The organism is Flavobacterium sp. AC267 (assembly GCF_979258715.1).
The window spans coordinates 3838647-3856843 of sequence record NZ_OZ409875.1; the positions used below are offsets into that span (position 1 = coordinate 3838647).

Genomic DNA, 18197 nt, shown 5'->3' on the forward strand with positions numbered 1-18197 from the left:
CAAATTCCATAAACTACTGTTAATTATACAATTAATACCACCCTTAAATATAAATATGTAATATGCCACAACTGTACATTTACCATTATTAACAATTTAAATATAAATATTATGAATACTTCAAACGCAAAAAAAAGCACTGATAGTGCTAAGGCATCAGATAAAAAAACTGATAAAAAAGAAAGTGCATCAAAAAGCGATTCTAAGAATGATTCAAAGAATGATTCAAAATCTGTCGCTGATACAAAAAAAGGAACAACCACAACTAAAAAGTAATTATTTATGAGTTTAGATGAAAAAGAAAATTACGGTCAGGAAGACCAGTTTTTTCAAAATGACAGAAAACAATATGACGATCCTGATATTGATTCACCACCTGATCATACGATAACAGAAAATGCAGAACCAGACTACAATACTGATCTCGTTTCTAATAGAGATGAACTTGAAGAGGAAGATGATGATTTAGAAAATGATCTTGAGGACGATGAAGACGATGATCTTGAAGATGACGATGAGGATTCAGAAGATGATGATATTGAAGAGGAAACAAACACTTATGATAAAGAATAGTTGATATACTCTTTAAAAAGGAAGCCGCCTAGATTTAGGCGGTTTTTTTATTGGTATCATTAGCTTAAAAATTCAACACTAAACTTAACATTCTAATAATCTAAGAATTACAAGATTAATCTTATATTTGATTTCAAGAATTCAAATTCTTAGAATCCTGTAAAGCTAAATGAGTCCTATCTAAAGATTATGAAAAAAATATTACTATTGTCACTTTTTTTAAGCATCTTAATTTCTTGCTCAAACGATAATGATATCATTCCCGACGATACATCTGGTGATATTCATGGCTCATGGCAGTTAAAAGCAGTATATGTCTCAGGAGTTAGACAGTCTTTAAGTGAATGCCGTCTTTATGAAGGTGTAGCATTTGAAGATAATTCTATTATAATGGTGAAAACTGAAGAAAAAGTTAATGCACCTTGCACAATTACCACTGTCGAAGGAACTTTTCAAAGAACAGACAATACTTTATCGATCACATTTCCCAATGAGAACAAGAAATCTAAAATCAAAGAACTTACAGCTGTAAAACTGGTTTTAATTTCTGAAAATGCGGCAGAAACGCTGGAGTACGAAAAAGCGACACCTCTTTAAAATATTACTAAAACTTTCTTCGAACTCAATTCAAATAAAATAATTATGAAAAACACGAAAAACAGTTAGTCGTTTGTATCCCCTTTTTCATCAAACTCATTCGGCCATATTCCATATCTGCTTTTGAATTCAAATGCATTCTGGGGCTCGCCCATATTACTGTAGAATTTTTGAGCTTCTCTTTGTTTTATTAACCTATTCCATTCTTCATCACTCATTGCTTTTTTTTGAAAAGAAGGCAGTTTTTCGGAATCAGAATATTTTTTAGCCTCAATCTTTTTATTAATAATCAATTTCTGCTCAGAAGTTAGTCTAACTGCAATCTGTTTCCATAAATCTGATATTGGATTTTTAATCACTAACTGCGCTAATGTTTCAATTTCATCATTGCTTAAATTTCTGGGAAATTCATCTGGGTTAAAATCTTTCATAATAATAATTTAAATCAACCCCTCCAAAATTAAATGATTTGGAAGGATTGATTTTTTAGTGTTAAAAATGTTTTTTGGACATTGATGTAGATCCTCTTTTAAAAACTAAAGAAATTTACTTTTAAAAACAGTTAGTTTTTCTCTAGTCATATCCTCTATTGTATAGGAGATTCCGCCCATACCTAATCCCGAAGAATCTCTGCCGCCAAACGGCATCCAGTCTACTCTAAACGCTGTATTGTCATTGATCATAACAGCCGTTGCGTTTAATTTTTTAGCCGTGTCTAATGCCATATCAATGTTTTTTGTAAAAACTGCCGCTTGAAAGTGAACTTCCAATGCATTTGCTTTTTGAATAGCTTCATCCCTATTTGTAAATGGATAAATACAAACAACAGGACCAAAAATCTCGTTGGTAGAAACTTTTGAATTTTCTGAAGGATTGAATAAAATGGTTGGTTCAAAACAAGTATCAGAAATACGCTTTCCGCCTGCAATTAATTTGGCACCTTCTTCAATCGCTTCGTTAACCCATTCTTCAACTCTATTTACTTCTTTTGTCGTAATAAGCGGTCCAACATCTGTCTTTTCATCAAACGGGTTTCCAACAATCAATTTATTTGCGACTTGAAAAAACTCTTCCACAAAGCGATCACAAATTTCCTGATTCACATAAATTTTCTGAACCGAAACACAAACTTGTCCTGCATGATAAAAACCGCCTTTTACCAAATCTGGAATCATTTCGCTAAAATCGGCATCGCTTTCTACAATTACAGGCGTCGCTCCTCCGTGTTCTAAGGCACATCTCGTTCCTGGCGGCAATTTGCTTTTTAGAGACCATCCCACTTTCGCAGAGCCTATGAAAGTTAAAAAATGAATTCTCGAGTCGGTTACTATTAATTCTGCTGTTTCATTATCACATAAAACGACTTGCGACCATCCATCGGGTAAACCAGCTTCTTTCAAAATATCGGCCAACGCAAGACCTGACAACGGCGTATTACTTGATGGTTTAAATATGACAGGACAGCCTGCCGCAACAGCTGTGGCAATTTGATGTACCGCCAGATTTAGCGGATGATTAAACGCACTAACCGCCGCAACAACACCAATAGGTTCTTTTGTTGTAAAAGCAATTCTATTGACAGAAGCTTCTGTAAGTCCCATCGGAATCTGCTCGCCTTTAATTTGCGCTATGTGTTCCGCGACCAGTTTTACTCCTTTGATCGCTCTTAGAATTTCTGCTTTGGAGTCTTTATAAGGTTTTCCGCCTTCGCTGATTGCCAAATGTATCAGTTCTTCGCTTCTATCATTCATTATTGCTACTGCTTTTTCTAATATTTCAATTCTTTTAAAAGCAGGAATCCAATTCGATTGATCCTTAAATAAACTCTGTGCTGTATTCAAAATAGTATCAACTTCACTTTTATCTAGCGACTGGTAACTCTTTTACCAGACTTAGATCGTATGGGAATATAATTTTCGTGGTCTTTTCCATAATTATTTTTTTGTACATGAATCTTACAATTTCATGATATGCACCTTAAATTTAATCAATTTGTGAAGGATTACAATGGTTTAATCCACAATAATTGAAATTAATATGCTAAAGGTTTTGCTAAAACAATTTCTCTATTTTCTAATAAAGGCACAATTTTTCCGATTACTATATCCTGAAAATACGCCGCATTTCTATGTTCGGTAATTGCAGATTCTGTAGTGTAGCCTTCAAATAATAGAATTGTATTTTGATCTGAAATACTTTGATGAATTTTGTAAAACAAATTCCCTTCTTCTTTGATACTTTCGTCATGTACCGTTTTTAATAATTGTAAAACTTTTTCTACCTGACCTTCTTTTACTTTCCATGTTGCGAAAACATGAACTGGATTTTGATTTTCCATTTTGATTTCTTTTATAATTACTTTTTCAGTTTTAATAATGAAATTATACTGACCTTCATCCAGAATTTGAAGAAGGTCAATATAATTAGAAGATCACTTTTTAGAAGCTTCTAAGATAACAATCATTTTTTCGGCTACACCTTTTGCAGAAGCAGGATTTTGTCCCGTAACCAAATTACCATCTGCAATACTATGTGCCGACCAATTCGTCGCAGCCGTGAAATTTTGCTCCTTGTTTGGTTAATGCAGTTTCAAGTAAGAAAGGCACATCCGCAATAGCGTAACCTCTTTCCTCTTCATCTGTAAACGAGGTGATATTTTTACCATTTACAAGATAAGTTCCATTGCTTAGTTTTACATTTAATAAAGATACTGGACCGTGACAAACTGCTCCAACAACGGCATTTCGCTCGTATGTTTCTTTAATTACTTTTTTCAAAAGTTCATTCTCCGGCATATCCACCATTGGTGCTAATCCGCCTGGTACAAAAACGGCATCGTATTTACTTACATCAACATTTGAAAGTTTTACGGCTTTCTGCATAGCTTCCCATCCTTTTCCTGTTAGAAATGCAAGATTGTCTGGATCATTAGCCAAATTAAGGGCATCTAAATATGGTGTATCGCCCGTTAAACTGGCAAAATCAATTGCATAATCTGCTTTGTCAAATTCAGCATAAGGGTGTGCTACTTCAGGAAGGAAAGTTCCTGTTCTTCTGTTATTTGGTCCAATTGCATTGGCATTTGATACGATAATTAAAATTTTCTTTTCCATTTTGGTTTCTTTTTTAAGGGTTGTTTTTTGTTTTACTACTGTGTTCTCTTTTTGATTTTGTGCATTTGAAGAAAAAAAGGCAATTGCCGCTGATAGAATCAGAATCTTTTTCATGTTGGTAATTTTTAAATTGGTACTGAATTATTTATAAGGCAAATTTATACCAGCTCCCCTCCTCAATACGAGGATGAAAGTCACAAAAAAAGTGTGACGAAAATCACACTTTGAGAAGAAATAGCAATGTTATTTGTTGCTGGAGTAAAGCCTGCTAAGGGTTTCGCGACTTACACCCAGATATTCTGCAATATATTTTTTGGGAATTTTTTGCATTAGATTTGGATAAAGTTCTGCAAATTCTTTATATCGCTCGCTGCGGATTACTGGACAGTAACGATATTATTCTTTGTTGCGGCGCCATATAACCTTTGGTTAATTTTACCCTGAAAAAGTGTTCCATTTTATGAAGCGTAACAGAGAGCTGTTCTCTGCCTTCGAGTGTGAGACATAAAACTTCTCCCGGCTCCATGCAGACGACATACATATTCGCCGTCTTTTGATTGAAGTAGGAAATATAATCTGACATCCACCAATTTTCTGTAGCAAATTGTACGATGTGCTCTTTTCCTTCTTCATCAAGATAAAAAACCCTGAAAATGCCGCTCATAATAATGTATTCATATTTTGCGTCGTCACCTTGTTGAATAAGATATTGATTTTTCAATACCTTTCTTATCGTAAAAAAGGGCTTGATAGATTCAAACTCTTCATCGCTGATGGGTATAATTTCTTCAATATGTTTTCTAAGTTTTTCCATAGGTTGTTTTTACCTTTTCAAAGATAATATTGTATTCCGTTTCGACCATAGGTTCTTATAAAAGAAAAAAACATTTTAGCGATTGCCAAAATGTTTTTTTCTAACTCCTAACTTTTTTAGTAAGTAAGTTCTATTTTAGTAGTACACTTTTATATTTCGCTATATTTTTTAAAACGGTTCCAGTTCCTCTTACTACTGCTCTTAAAGGATCCTCTGCAATGTAGACTGGCAGATCTGTTTTCTGCGAAATCCTTTTATCCAGACCACGAAGCATTGCGCCTCCTCCAGCCAGATACAAACCGGTATTATAAATATCAGTCGCAAGTTCGGGCGGTGTGACCGAAAGTGTTACCATTATGGCGTCTTCAATTCGCGAGCACCGATTTATCTAAAGCTCTTGCGATTTCTCTCGAAGTAATCCTTACCTCTTTGGGTTTACCAGTAAGCAAGTCTCTTCCGCGAACCATCATGTCTTCTGGGGCATCTTCCAGTGTTTCGATTGAAGCGCCTACCTCGATTTTTATCTGCTCCGCTGTAGCTTCACCAATATATAGATTATGATGTGTTCTCATATAATACAGTATATCGCCCGTAAATACATCGCCAGCAATTTTTATGGATTTATCACAAATAATTCCGCCAAGCGCAATTACGGCAATTTCTGTAGTACCTCCTCCAATATCAACGACCATATTTCCTTTAGGAAGCATGACATCTAATCCCATTCCTATAGCGTACGCCATAGGTTCATGAATTAAAAAAACTTCTTTTCCATTTACTCTTTCGCAGGACTCTTTTACGGCTCTCATTTCAACTTCTGTAATTCCACTTGGAATACAAACTACCATTCGGAGTGCAGGAGTAAAAAGTTTTTCTTTAATTCGGGAATATTCTTTATAAACCAGCTAATCATTTTCTCCGAAGCATCAAAATCGGCTATAACTCCATCTTTAAGCGGACGTATTGTTTTAATATTCTCGTGTGTTTTCCCCTGCATTAAACTTGCTTCTTTACCGACAGCAATAATTTTTCCGTTTCTTATATCTCTTGCCACAATTGAGGGACTATCTACAACAATTTTTCCATCATAAATTATCAAAGTATTTGCTGTTCCCAAATCCATTGCAATTTCCACTATCATAAAATCAAATAAACTCATAATATCGTTTTATTTAAAAAACGGTATTATTGGTATTTTATTCTTTACGAATTGAAATTAGAGTATAATTGAATAGCATTAATACTAAAAAGCAGTTGAAATCAATCGAGGTTTCAGTTTATTGTATTGACTTTAATTTTAAATTTAGGAAAATCTATTTTGATGAGATCAGACGGTATGAAGTTCCTTTTTTAGTTTCAAATACAGCAGTATAACCAATAGACGATTTTTCGCTTTTGATGTTAATATTTTCAATTGTAAATGGTACCGAAGCTCTTACTGCACACTTACCTCCTTTATTAGAAACTATTTTTGCCTGACTTATTTTGCCATCATTCCATTTTATATCTACGGTAAAATTACCTTTTGCCGTAATACCTTTTATTTCACCATCTGTCCATTCGTCTGGAAGAGCTGGCGACGAAATGAATTTCTTTATTCTGGCTTTGCATTAACATCTCAATAACGCCAGCGACTCCAGCAAAATTTCCATCAATTTGAAAAGGCGGATGCGCATCAAAAAGATTCGGGTAACATCCTCCTTGTCGTTTGTATTTTGGATCGTTATCTTTTGTCAGCCTCAATTGATTTTTGAACAATTTATAAGCGTGATTTCCATCCAAAAGTCTCGCCCACATATTTACTTTCCAAGCAAGGCTCCAGCCTGTACCATCGTCTCCGCGAAGTTCTAATGTTTTCTTTGCGTAGCCGCCAAATCTGGTGTATTAAGTGGTGAAATTAAATTGGCAGGATGCAATGCGTAAAGATGCGAAGTATGTCTGTGATGCGGATCTTCTTCTTCAAAATCTTTATACCATTCTAAAAGTCGCCCTTTGCTTCCTATTTTAAAAGGCAATAGTTGATCTGCCGCTTTGTTTACGGTCTGTCTGAATTCTGAATCAATATTTAAAACTGCAGATGCTCGCTATGGTATTTTCGAATACATCTTTTATGATGCCAATATCCATCGTTGAAGCAGTGGTTACTGTTCCTTGTTTCTTTCCATCATAATAATATTTGTTTTCGGGTGAAGTTGAAGGCATGGTTACCAAATAACCATCTTTATCTTTTTGAAGCCAGTCTAAACTAAACTCTGTCGCCCTTTTATTATCGGATATACTTTTTTTAGATAATCCTTGTCGCCTGTATATTCGTAATGTTCCCATAAATGCCTGCTGAGCCAGTTGGCTCCCATATACCAATTGGCCCACATAGGGTCTCCTTTTCCAAAATCGCCTACAGGATTGGTCATCGCCCATATATCTGAATTATGATGCAATACCCAGCCATTCGCATGATAATAACTTTTGGCCGTTTCTGCTCCGGTTACAGAAACGTTTTTAATGAATTCGTCAAGCGGAAAAAATAATTCAGACAAACTTCCCGATTCAACTGGCCAGTAATTCATCTGTAAATTAATATTGGTTGTATAATTACTGCTCCAGGGAGCGCGGAGTTTATTGTTCCATATTCCTTGTAAATTGGCCGGTGCATTGTGTGTACGTGATGAAGAAATCAACAAATAACGTCCATATTGAAAAAATAAAGCTTCAAGTCCGGCATCTTTTTCTCCTTTTGCATACTGCTCTAATCTTAGATCTGTTGGCAGATTGGATTTGTTGGTTTCTTTTTCATTAAGTTTTAAGGAAACTCTATTAAAGAAATGTTGAAAATCTGAAATATGCTCTTGTAATAAGTTATTGTATTTTTTTGCAGAAGCTTTTTTAATGAAACTTTCTACTAATTGATGCTCGTCTTTTCCCTGACTATCAGGACATTTATCAAAGCCGTTGAAACTAGTCGCCGCCGAAACAAAAAGTAGTATTTCAGAGGCATTTTTAATAATCAGTTTATCTCCGTCAGAACTTATTTCTCCATCCTTAATAACTGGTTTAATAATCAATTCAAAACGCATTCCTCTACAGCCCGCCGCATCTTCATAATCAATAGGTTCTTTATTGTAATCAATATAATTCGGGTCAGCATGTGAAGGCGCTTTTCCTTTTAAAACTAATGATTTATTTTGTACTGATTTTTGATTTCTTAAAAGACTTGAGGCATCAATTGTCACAGAAAGTTTTTTCAGCTGATCTGCCGAAAGCTTTATAATTATGCACTTTGCGGGTGCCGAAACAAAAATTTCTCTTTTATAATTTACCCCATCAGCATTAAATTTTGTCAATGCCAATCCCGTTTGTAAATCAAGGCTTCTGTTATAGGAATCTATTTTTTGTGTGCCAAAATCCTGTTTCAAAATAAGATCTCCCAACGGCATAAAACTCTCACTGTAAGCACCCTGCATTTTTTTGGTTAAATCATAGGCTTTTTCGAAATCTTCATTTGTAAGCGCTTCTCTAATTAGTGCCAGATTTTTAAATGCATCTGGATTCACATTTTTTTGTACTGGTCCGCCGCTCCACAAAGTAGCCTCATTCAACTGGATTAATTCAGAATCTACTCTCCCAAAAACCATTGCACCAAGTGTACCGTTTCCCACAGGCAAAGCTTCGGTCCATTCAACAGCAGGTCGCTTGTATTGAAGTTTTAAATCCTGCTGTGCATATGAAGAAAATCCTGTAATTAAAAACAGCATCAAAAGATTTATTTGAAGAGAATTGTAAAACATGTATTTTAATTTTAATTAGAAAAAACCACAGCAGATAACCCAACAAAAACAGTATTTAAAACTAATATGCCATTTAATTTTTAATTACTAATTTTTAATTTTAAAGCTAAGCTATATTTTAGTATTTAACTGATACAAAACAGAACTGTGCGGTTTTAAATCTGCTCCTATTTCTTTTGAAGTTATTTTTGTTTTTTCGCCTGTCCACATATTTAGAATTTCAGCAGAGCCTGAAATTCCAAGATCTGCAAGATTTACAGAAACGTTTTGCGAAGCCTTATCTGAAATATTAAACAAAGCGAGATAAACGCTTCCGTCTTTTGCATTTTTTGAAGTCACAGCAATTTTTCCTTCTTTTTGAAAAAGCTGTTTTACTGCCGTACTTTCATTATGCATTTTTACAACATTTTTATTCGTCAATAATGATAATGTAAAAGCGTCATTACTTGGCAGGTCTCCCCCAAAAAACAATGGTGATTTTAAAATATTAAAAAATGTAATCAGAGTATATTGCTCGACTTTTGTTAATCGGGTCATTCTGTCTTCGCCACGTTCTCCTCTTATGGAAATTCGCCCTAACGGAATCATATCGCAGTCTGGCCAAGTTCCGGGTGCAATGTGTGGATACCATTTTTGAGCTACATCCATTAAATGTGTAATATGAGGCCAAGTATCCCAAACATCATCTACCATACGCCACATATTGGCATGCGTACTTACATGCGGTGCCGCTTCAATTGGTGTTTCTCCGGGCGAAGTACTTAAGACAATTTTACGGCCGCATTTATCAATTGCGTTTCGAATTAAATTGATTTCTGCTTCATGATAAGGTCTTGATAAATCATCAATTTTAATAAAATCGACTCCCCATTGTGCATACAATTCAAAAATGGAATCATAATATTCTTGTGCACCTGGTTTGTCTGCCAAAATAGTATAATTATCTTTTAACCATTCACACTGAAGCGCAGTGGTATAAATTTGATCTGCCGTTATTCCTTTTGTTCCTTTAATTGGCAGTTTTTCTTCAACCGCTTTTTTCGGAATTCCACGCATAATATGTATTCCGAATTTCAGTCCTTTTTTATGAATATAATCCGCTAGAGGTTTAAAACCTTGTCCGCCTTTCGCTGAAGGAAATCGATTAACGGCAGGCTGATATCTTCCGTACTCATCCATAACATAGCGCGGATCCGTTTGATTGTAACCGCCTGCTTTGTCGTTTTCAACAAACCATCTTATATCAACTACAACATATTCCCAGCCAAATTTCTTTAGCTTATCTGCCATATAATCGGCATTTGCTTTTACCTCATCTTCCTTTACAGTTGGCCCATAACAATCCCAGCTGTTCCAGCCCATTGGCGGCTGTTTGTGCCCATTGTTTGAATTCTTCTTTTTGAAAGGTTTTGTTTTGAGCATTCGATGAAATCGAAAACAAAACAACTCCTAATAACAGTAACATTCTATTTTTTGTCTTCATCTATTTCAATTAATTTGAATATTGATTTTTCTATCGTCAGTTAATCAAATGGAGAATTTAAATTATTCCACATTTATAGTTACTTCAACCGGTTTTAACCACTGACTTGTAAATTTTACTTTGATAGGTTCTGCCGTTCCATTTGCCTGAATATACGCCGCAATGTGCCCGTGAAAAACTCGTTGTACATTATCTGTATAATCTGTCATATCAGTATTATTTCCTGCTTCAAGTCCTAAAAGTGTTCCGTTACCGCTTATTGTACACGTTATTTCATTGTCTGAAAGCATTACAGGAAAACCATTCTGATCTTTAACCTGAACCATAATTTTAGCAACTCCTTTGTCTTTACTAATGTCGCTATTTTTGTTGTCGATCGTTAATTCAACTGGTCGCTGTGTTGTATGAATTGCATAACGACTTACTTCTTTATCGTTTTTATCTAAACCAACTGCTTCTAATTTCCCGAAGAAAACGGAATATCCCAATAGATAATTCCTGTTTTATCATCATAAAATTTAGTTTCGCCAACCAATTTTCCGTTCAATTCTAAGCGGGCTTTTGCAGCATTGGTATAGCAGACAACGCGTATTTTTTGTCCTTCGTCGTAATTCCATATCGCCCATGCATCTTTAGAAATATCTTTATCATTTGTCCATACATAAGTTCCTAAGTAAGTCATTGGTTTATCTGACCATAATGATTGACGGAAATAGCCTCGGGGTTTGATAACTCCCGCAAAATCGACTAAACCTGAATAAAATCCTCTTGAAGGCCATCTTCCCGATTCTCCCAAATAATCAATTCCTGTCCAGAGAAACTGTCCAAAAATATATTTGTTGTTTTTTACTGCCAGCCAAGGTTCCATATTATGTGTATTTTCACTTCCGTAAATTACTCTTTTAGGATATTTTTCGTGGTCAGATTGGTATTTGCTTTCTGTATAATTATATCCCGTAATGTCTAATGCACCTGGATATTCTGTTTCGTTAGACATTGCAACTCCAGCCAAACCGGCAGTTGTTGGACGGGATTTATCGTATTTTTTAACTGCCGCAACCAGACGTTTTGCAATAGCGCCAAGACGCATGGCATCTGGAGCCTCTTTTTTATAACCGCCGTAAGCCGCCTGACCGAAACCATTGGTTCCTTTATCTAAAACTGGATGCGAATAAGGGTCGTTTGGATAATCTACTTCGTTACCGATGCTCCATGCGAACACCGAAAGATGATTTCTGTCACGTCGTACAAAATCTTCCAGATCTCTTTCTGCCCAATCTGCAAAAATATCAAACGAACCTTCAAAACCTGGCTTGCCATAATTCCAGCCTTCGAGCCATTTACGTTTTGGAAATTCCCATTCGTCATAGGCTTCATTCAAAACCAATAAACCCAATTCGTCGCAAAGTTCGTAGAAGTCTGGTGCCTGCGGATTATGACTTGTACGAATGGCATTTACTCCAATTTCTTTCAGCGTTTGTAATCTGGTTTTCCAAACTTCTCTTGGAACGGCAGAACCTAAAACTCCAGCATCATGATGCAGACAGACTCCCTTCATTTTCATCCATTTCCCATTGAGGGCAAAACCATTATTAGGGTCAAATTCAAAAGTTCTAAAACCTGTTTGTGTTACGGTTTTATCGATTTCTTTTCCGTCTTGTAAAACTGTGGTTTTAAGTTCGTATAAATTTGGGTTTTCTAAATCCCATAATTGTGGATTTCTTAAATTGATTTTTGCCGCTATCTTTCCTTTCTGATTTGCCGCAACCTGAACTTTAGAGGAAACTTTTGCAACAGATTTTCCATCCTTAGAAAAAAGCTCATTTACAATGGTCAGACCTGCATTTGTTTTTGAACTATTCTCGAGATCAACTTCAATATTCAAAATGCCGCTTCCTTTTTTCACTTCAGGATATGCATAAACTCCCCATTGTGCAATATGAACCGGGTTTGCGTAAACTATCCAGACATTTCTGTAAATTCCAGAACCGCTGTACCATCTGGAATCGGCACTCTGACTGTGATCTACGCGAACAGAAAGAATGTTTTCTCCTCCATATTTTACAAATTCTGTAGCTTCATATGCAAAAGAAATATATCCATTTGGACGTTTTCCTAACGAATGACCGTTGATGAATACTTCACTTCTATTGTAAACTCCTTCAAAATACAAATAAACTTTCTCCCCTGCTTTGCTTTGCGGAATAGTTATCGCTTTTCTATACCACGCAATTCCTCCCGGTAAATATCCTGTGGAGCTTGCTAAAGTCGGACTCAATTGTCCTTTTACACTCCAGTCATGCGGTACATTTACTTGTTTCCATTTACTGTCGTCAAATGAAACATTTTTAGCATCAGAAACGTCCTGAAGATTAAATTTCCAATTGTCATTAATTTTGTTTGAATCTCCAAACGAAATCTGGCTGAAAGCCGATAAACACGAGAAGAGAAATACGGGCAGTAAGATTTTATTTGTATGCACTTTATTTCGTTTTTTATTAATTTTTCTTCTTAACTAATTTAAATAACACTCTAAAACAATTGATAATTAACTCATTTTAAGTTTTAAAACTGTTACCGAATAAGCCGGAAGATTTAATTGCTGATTTCCTTTTGTTATTTTGTATTCACTTTGTTTTGGCGTTATCTTTTTCGGATCTGCAAAAGTATTTTCATCCTGTGTATTTGAACTTTCAAGTCTAATGATTGTTCCTTTTGATCCTAATTTTGCTCCTTTTAAATCAAGACTAACATCTTGTGCTGATGCTTGCTGTATTTACCAATTTCACAATTATTTCTTTGCTGTTTGCATCTTTTACTGCAGAAGCATATAAACTATTTTGCCCCGTTAAAGCTTTTCCATCTTTGGTAATACTTAACAAATCTGTTCCTTTATTAGTTGAAAATAACTGCTGTACATAATAGTTTGCTGAACCGTAAGATTGTAAATTATTGAACCAAATCATATCTGGAGTCCACTGCCAGGCATCTTCGTGTGCCATTAAAGGTGCGTAAGAAGTCAAATGAACTACTTCTGCATTTCTTTCCAAACCAGTCATAAAAGCGGCTTCAGAAAAAGCACATTCCCAATTATTTCTGTTATTCGGATTGGCACCTGAAACACTTTGAGCGGCATATTCTCCTGCAAATATTTTTGGGCCTTTTCTGTCGTAGTTATCATAACGTCCTGCGTTTTCTCTAAACCATTTTGGGCTTTCGTAATAATGCTCGTCTACCAATTCTGCATTTAGTTTTTTAAGCTCTTCCATAGCAAAATCAAAATGTTCGCCTGCAGGTGAAGGCCCGCTTCCTGAAACAATTATGATATTGGGATATTTTGCTTTAATTGCTTTTTCAAAAACCTTATATCTGTCAATGTAATCTGGTCCCCATTGCTCGTTTCCAACTCCAATATATTTTAAATTAAATGGTTTTGGATGTCCCATATCCGAACGCATTTTCCCCCAATTGGTCGTAACGGCACCATTGGCAAATTCAATTAAATCTAAAGCATCCTTCACATACGGATCGAGTTCGTCTAAAGGAGCTAATTCTCCTGTATTGTACTGGCAGGCCATTCCGCGACTTAAAATTGGCAATGGTTCTGCACCAATGTCTTCTGAAAGCTGGAAATATTCAAAAAAACCTAAACCAAAACTTTGAAAATAATCGGGTGTTTGTTTGTGGTTGAATTCTACATTCCAACGGTTCATCTTTGTCTCTCTATTGTCTACATTCCCAACCGATTTTTTCCATTGGTATCGATCAGACAATGTTCTGCCTTCAACAATACAGCCTCCTGGAAAACGTAAAAAACCAGGTTTCATATCATATAAAAGTTGTACCAAATCTTTACGAAGTCCGTTTTTTCTGTTCTTCCAAGTATCTTCTGGGAAAAGCGAAATCATATCTAAATCGATTGTTCCTGTTCCTTCAAAAGTTATTTTCAGCTTTGCTTTTGCTTCGGTTTGAGTCGCTGTAATTGATGACGTATAATTTGTCCATTGCTCTGATTTGGGAACAATGCTGGTTTCTCCAATTACTTTTTGGTCTTTATCAATAAGCTGAATGATAATCTTTTGGATTGCCGAATTGTGATTGGTCGCTTTTAATGAAAGATTATATTTTGCATCCTTTTTGACTCCCATTCCTCTGAAGCCTTCATTTATTAAAACATATCCTTTTGCATTATTGATTTCTACTCTGCAAAAAACCGTATTATTTGCCTCGATTTTGACTGGCGCCGCACTTCCCGATTCTTTATTCAAAGAGGATCTTTTTGTATTAGGCTGTTCCCATCCCATCAAAGGTTTATCAAATTCGAAAGACCTGTTTTTAATCAATTCGGCATATAGTCCTCCATCTGCGACAAAATTGATATCTTCAAAAAACAAACCGAACATCGTTGGCTGAATTTTGGTGATGGATTTCGCCGCATCAACTTCTAAAGTTGTTTTTTGAGCATTCACATAAAAACTGCTTAGTATAAGACAAGAAATCGTAAATCTGGTAAGGATATTATTTTTCATAAGTTTTGGAATGGAAGAAATTATTTTTTTACTGCCTCTAATTTAGCAGGAAAAGCTGATTTTCCGTCTAAATTTGTTACGATTAATTCATCTACATTTTTACTTTCGACTGCGTATTTAAAATAGTCCGGTCTGTTTTTTCCCCATTGCACTGTACAATTCTGCACTTTAATACGTTCTGCCGAATCAAAATAGAATCCCGAAGTACTTCCTTTTACAAAACCTTCTACATTAGAAGGGCGTCTGTCGTATACGCCGCCAGGAAAAGAAGTTGTTTTATCAATAAAAACACTCACATTGTCAAAAATAATATTCTTGATTTTATCTTTTGATTCTCCGCTTACAAACACACCGTTTTCTCCTGTACATTGAATATTGGAGAAATAAATATTCTTTATTTCGCCTACTTTTCCTTCTGTTGCTCCTTTTGGAAAACGCCAGTTGGCATCTTTATGATTTCCTTTTGCTCTGCTGAAAGCCGTTACATAAATGGGTTCTGCTTTTCCCCACCAGGTATCTGTTGTTAACTTACCTTCGATAATGATATTAGAAAAAATAACATCGCTTACTGTTCCTTCATCTCGATTCTGAATTCCCAATGCGCGATTGCTGTTTTTGATGATACAATTATTGAAAACCACTTGTCTGATTGCGTCCATGTTTTCTGAACCAATTTTAATGGCGCTACTGCCGCTGGTCATCGTGCAATTGGTAACCGTAATGTTTTCGCAGGCTCCAAATTCTTCAAATTCTCTTCTGTTTTTTAAACAAATACAATCGTCACCGCTTTCGATATAACAATCGCTGATTCTCACGTTTTTAGAATGATCCAAATCGATACCGTCACTATTACGCACTTTTAGACTGTTTAACAAAGTAATACCGCTGATTACAACGTCATTACATCCAACTAAATGAATGGTCCAATATGCCGAATTACCGATATGAACATCTTTGATCCTGATATTTTTTCCTCCAATAATGGTCAATACGTGCGGTCTCGGATCAAGCACATTGAAAGGTTTTAAAACATACGAATCTTCGAGTTCTTCACCCATAAAAGAAATCCCGTTGCCATCTATTTTGCCGCTTCCGCTAATGGTAAAATCCTCTATATTTTCTCCTCCAATCCAAATTGTCCCTTCTCCCGGATTGGTTCTGAAAGCGCTTTTGGTATATAATTTTTCATCCGGACTTGCCAATAATTTTGCCCCGGCTTCGATATGAAGATCCACTTTGGATTTTACATCAATTGGTCCTGCCAAAAAGGTAAAAGGTGCGGGAATTAAAACTCTTCCGCCCGTTTTAGTGCAGGCATCAATTGCTTTTTGAATCGTCGCTGCATCATTAGTTTTTCCGTCTCCTTTTGCTCCGTATTTTTTAATGTCGTAAACATTCTGTGCCGCAACGGTTAACGAAAGACAAAAAATTAGGATCGCAATTATAGATTTCTTTTTCATTTCATTTTATTTATTAAAAACCTTGTTTAAGATAGTCTACGCAAAGTTTTTGGTTTATTTTTTTAATCTCGCAAAGTCGCAGAGCCGCAAAGTTTTTTGTTTCAAACACATACATTAAACGCAGTATTTGTCATCCTGAGGAACGAAGGATCACACAAGAAGCTCCGCTCAATACTTCACCAATCTTTGTCGAGTTTCGATTGTGATCCTTCGTTCCTCAGGATGACAAAACTCCCAAAAAGTATACATATTTTAAATTTACCTTGCAGGCAATTCAAATTTATTTTGTTCTGGTTCTATTTTTCGTTTTAAAGATTCACTGTCCAGGTTGCTTGATGAAACATCTTTAAAAATAATCTGGTTAGTTTTGTCTGAAGGAATATCAATAGCTTTCATCGTAAGATTTTTTACATCATCAAAAACAAAAGCTGGACGAAAATCTTCTTTCTCCAAAATCAGTTTTATATTCTTCATTTCGATTCCGTTTACGTGACGCACATAAAATCCCCAAGAAGGCAATTCTCCAAACATGGTAAATTCAGGATAACCGTTTATGTTTTCTTTTACATCTTTTAATCGGCTTAAAGGATGATACGCCATTCCTTTTGAGGCTCTTCCTGGATACGTAATTTCAATATTTTCTAAAGTCACATTTTCTATCAAATGCCCCGGAATTCCCACAATAGAAGCCGGAAACGGATTATGGAAAAAATCAACTTCTGGTCCGTGCAAATCATAATCAATATCCGGACGACCAAAAGGAACCTGCACTTTTACATTTTTAATCGATACATTTTTGATATAACCCGGTTTATCTCCATTTCTGTGGCCTAAACGAATCAATATCGCATTTCCTGTATTTACGGCTGTAATATTTGAAACCTTAATATTCTCAATCTCGGCTCCATCCACAGATTCAATTGCGATTGCCGATCTGAAAGTATCATAGACCTCGATGTTCTCGATAGTCACATTTTTGAAACTGCCGTAAGAACCTGTACCAAATTTAACGGCATTGGCACTCGATCTAATCTTGCAGTTTGCAATGTAAATATTATTGTTCTGCAATCCCGGTGACTCCGATTTTAAACAAATTCCATCATCTGCAGCATTTACATTGCAGTTTGTTATTCGAACATTTTCACATCCGTCAACGTCGATTCCGTCATTATTCCAGTAAGCGGTACTATTGACTGTCATAGCATCGATTACAATGTTTTTACAATTTGTAAAACATTGTACCCAGCCCGGACTGTTTTTTAATGTGATATTGATCATAGTTATAGAATCGCATTTTACAAACGAAATCAGTTTTCCTCTTCCATCTTCAGGACGCATTCTTCTGTAATTGTATTTGGGATCAATTCGAACTCCTGTATGATGGAGACTATCAATTGCTAATGCCAGTTCTCTTCCCTGTCCGTCTATAATTCCTTTTCCATTTACTGCAATATTTTTTGCTTCATTGGCTATAATCAAAGCTCTTATTCCTTCATATTTAGGATAATCATCTGGATTGATGCTTCCTAACAAAATGGCTCCTTCTTCAAAAAATAGTTCCACGCCACTTTTTAATACTATACTTCCTGATAGAAATTCACCTTTAGAAAAAACAACTCTTCCGCCTTTATTTCTGTTAGCCGCATCAATCGCTTTTTGAATGGCTTTTGTATTTAAAGTTTTACCATCTCCTACAGCGCCATATTTTTTAATGTCAAATATCTTTTGCGCCGAAACGGTTAAGGAAATACAGAAAATTAGGATCGCAATTATAGATTTCTTTTTCATTTGTTTTTATATATTAAAAACCTTGTTTAATATAGTTTACGCAAAGTTTTTGGTT

At 35.5% G+C, this 18197-nt stretch carries 13 protein-coding genes and 5 pseudogenes; 3 read left to right on the plus strand and 15 right to left on the minus strand.

Going from position 1 to position 18197, the window contains the following annotated elements:
* The first annotated feature begins 111 nt into the window (after positions 1 to 111).
* From ACZZ95_RS20305 to ACZZ95_RS20315, 3 genes are all read left to right on the plus strand, one after another.
* Positions 112 to 276, plus strand: coding sequence for a hypothetical protein (locus ACZZ95_RS20305; RefSeq protein ID WP_463470416.1), 165 nt, complete (start codon positions 112 to 114; stop codon positions 274 to 276).
* Positions 277 to 282: 6 nt separating this feature from the next.
* Positions 283 to 573 carry a hypothetical protein gene (locus tag ACZZ95_RS20310; RefSeq protein ID WP_463470417.1) on the plus strand — a complete coding sequence of 97 codons (291 nt, stop codon included), beginning with the start codon at positions 283 to 285 and terminating at the stop codon, positions 571 to 573.
* A 189-nt stretch (positions 574 to 762) separates the two neighbouring features.
* Positions 763 to 1170, plus strand: a complete 408-nt coding sequence (locus ACZZ95_RS20315; RefSeq protein ID WP_463470418.1) for a lipocalin-like domain-containing protein — start codon at positions 763 to 765, stop codon at positions 1168 to 1170.
* A gap of 65 nt (positions 1171 to 1235) precedes the next feature.
* On the opposite strand, the gene ACZZ95_RS20320 is transcribed toward ACZZ95_RS20315, so the two are convergent.
* The 15 genes and pseudogenes from ACZZ95_RS20320 to ACZZ95_RS20390 all read right to left on the minus strand — a co-directional run bounded on the left by ACZZ95_RS20320 (position 1236) and on the right by ACZZ95_RS20390 (position 18142).
* Positions 1236 to 1601 carry a hypothetical protein gene (locus ACZZ95_RS20320; protein WP_463470419.1) on the minus strand — a complete coding sequence of 122 codons (366 nt, stop codon included), beginning with the start codon at positions 1599 to 1601 and terminating at the stop codon, positions 1236 to 1238.
* Positions 1602 to 1706: 105 nt separating this feature from the next.
* Positions 1707 to 3035, minus strand: a pseudogene (locus tag ACZZ95_RS20325) (aldehyde dehydrogenase family protein); the annotation flags it as partial.
* 167 nt (positions 3036 to 3202) lie between these two features.
* Positions 3203 to 3508, minus strand: coding sequence for a putative quinol monooxygenase (locus ACZZ95_RS20330; RefSeq protein WP_463470420.1), 306 nt, complete (start codon positions 3506 to 3508; stop codon positions 3203 to 3205).
* Positions 3509 to 3698: 190 nt separating this feature from the next.
* A complete protein-coding gene (locus ACZZ95_RS20335; protein ID WP_463470421.1) occupies positions 3699 to 4397 on the minus strand; it encodes a type 1 glutamine amidotransferase domain-containing protein in 699 nt (232 codons plus the stop codon).
* 244 nt (positions 4398 to 4641) lie between these two features.
* Entirely contained in the window at positions 4642 to 5097 is a 456-nt protein-coding gene (locus ACZZ95_RS20340) for a Crp/Fnr family transcriptional regulator (RefSeq protein ID WP_463470422.1), read from the minus strand.
* A 130-nt stretch (positions 5098 to 5227) separates the two neighbouring features.
* A pseudogene (locus ACZZ95_RS20345) lies at positions 5228 to 6256 on the minus strand (rod shape-determining protein).
* 154 nt (positions 6257 to 6410) lie between these two features.
* Positions 6411 to 6695 carry a glycoside hydrolase family 95-like protein gene (locus tag ACZZ95_RS20350; protein ID WP_463471720.1) on the minus strand — a complete coding sequence of 95 codons (285 nt, stop codon included), beginning with the start codon at positions 6693 to 6695 and terminating at the stop codon, positions 6411 to 6413.
* A pseudogene (locus ACZZ95_RS20355) lies at positions 6643 to 7160 on the minus strand (glycosyl hydrolase family 95 catalytic domain-containing protein). The gene ACZZ95_RS20350 and the pseudogene ACZZ95_RS20355 overlap by 53 nt, the downstream one beginning before the upstream one ends.
* Positions 7156 to 8882 (minus strand): annotated as a pseudogene (locus ACZZ95_RS20360) (glycoside hydrolase family 95 protein). Before ACZZ95_RS20360 ends, ACZZ95_RS20355 begins: the two co-directional pseudogenes overlap by 5 nt.
* Before the next feature lie 111 nt (positions 8883 to 8993).
* The gene (locus tag ACZZ95_RS20365; RefSeq protein ID WP_463470423.1) at positions 8994 to 10304 is read right to left on the minus strand and encodes a glycoside hydrolase family 27 protein; all 1311 of its coding nucleotides are present in this window, start codon (positions 10302 to 10304) and stop codon (positions 8994 to 8996) included.
* Positions 10305 to 10427: 123 nt separating this feature from the next.
* The gene (locus tag ACZZ95_RS20370) at positions 10428 to 10853 is read right to left on the minus strand and encodes a hypothetical protein (RefSeq protein ID WP_463470424.1); all 426 of its coding nucleotides are present in this window, start codon (positions 10851 to 10853) and stop codon (positions 10428 to 10430) included.
* Positions 10823 to 12847, minus strand: coding sequence for a sugar-binding domain-containing protein (locus tag ACZZ95_RS20375; protein ID WP_463470425.1), 2025 nt, complete (start codon positions 12845 to 12847; stop codon positions 10823 to 10825). Before ACZZ95_RS20375 ends, ACZZ95_RS20370 begins: the two co-directional genes overlap by 31 nt.
* Positions 12848 to 12913: 66 nt before the next feature.
* Positions 12914 to 14894: pseudogene (locus ACZZ95_RS20380) on the minus strand (alpha-L-arabinofuranosidase C-terminal domain-containing protein).
* A 20-nt stretch (positions 14895 to 14914) separates the two neighbouring features.
* On the minus strand, positions 14915 to 16354 hold the full coding sequence (locus tag ACZZ95_RS20385; RefSeq protein WP_463470426.1) for a glycoside hydrolase family 28 protein: 1440 nt from the start codon (positions 16352 to 16354) through the stop codon (positions 14915 to 14917).
* A gap of 258 nt (positions 16355 to 16612) precedes the next feature.
* Complete coding sequence (locus ACZZ95_RS20390; RefSeq protein ID WP_463470427.1) at positions 16613 to 18142, minus strand: glycoside hydrolase family 28 protein; 1530 nt, start codon at positions 18140 to 18142, stop codon at positions 16613 to 16615.
* Positions 18143 to 18197 lie beyond the last annotated feature (55 nt).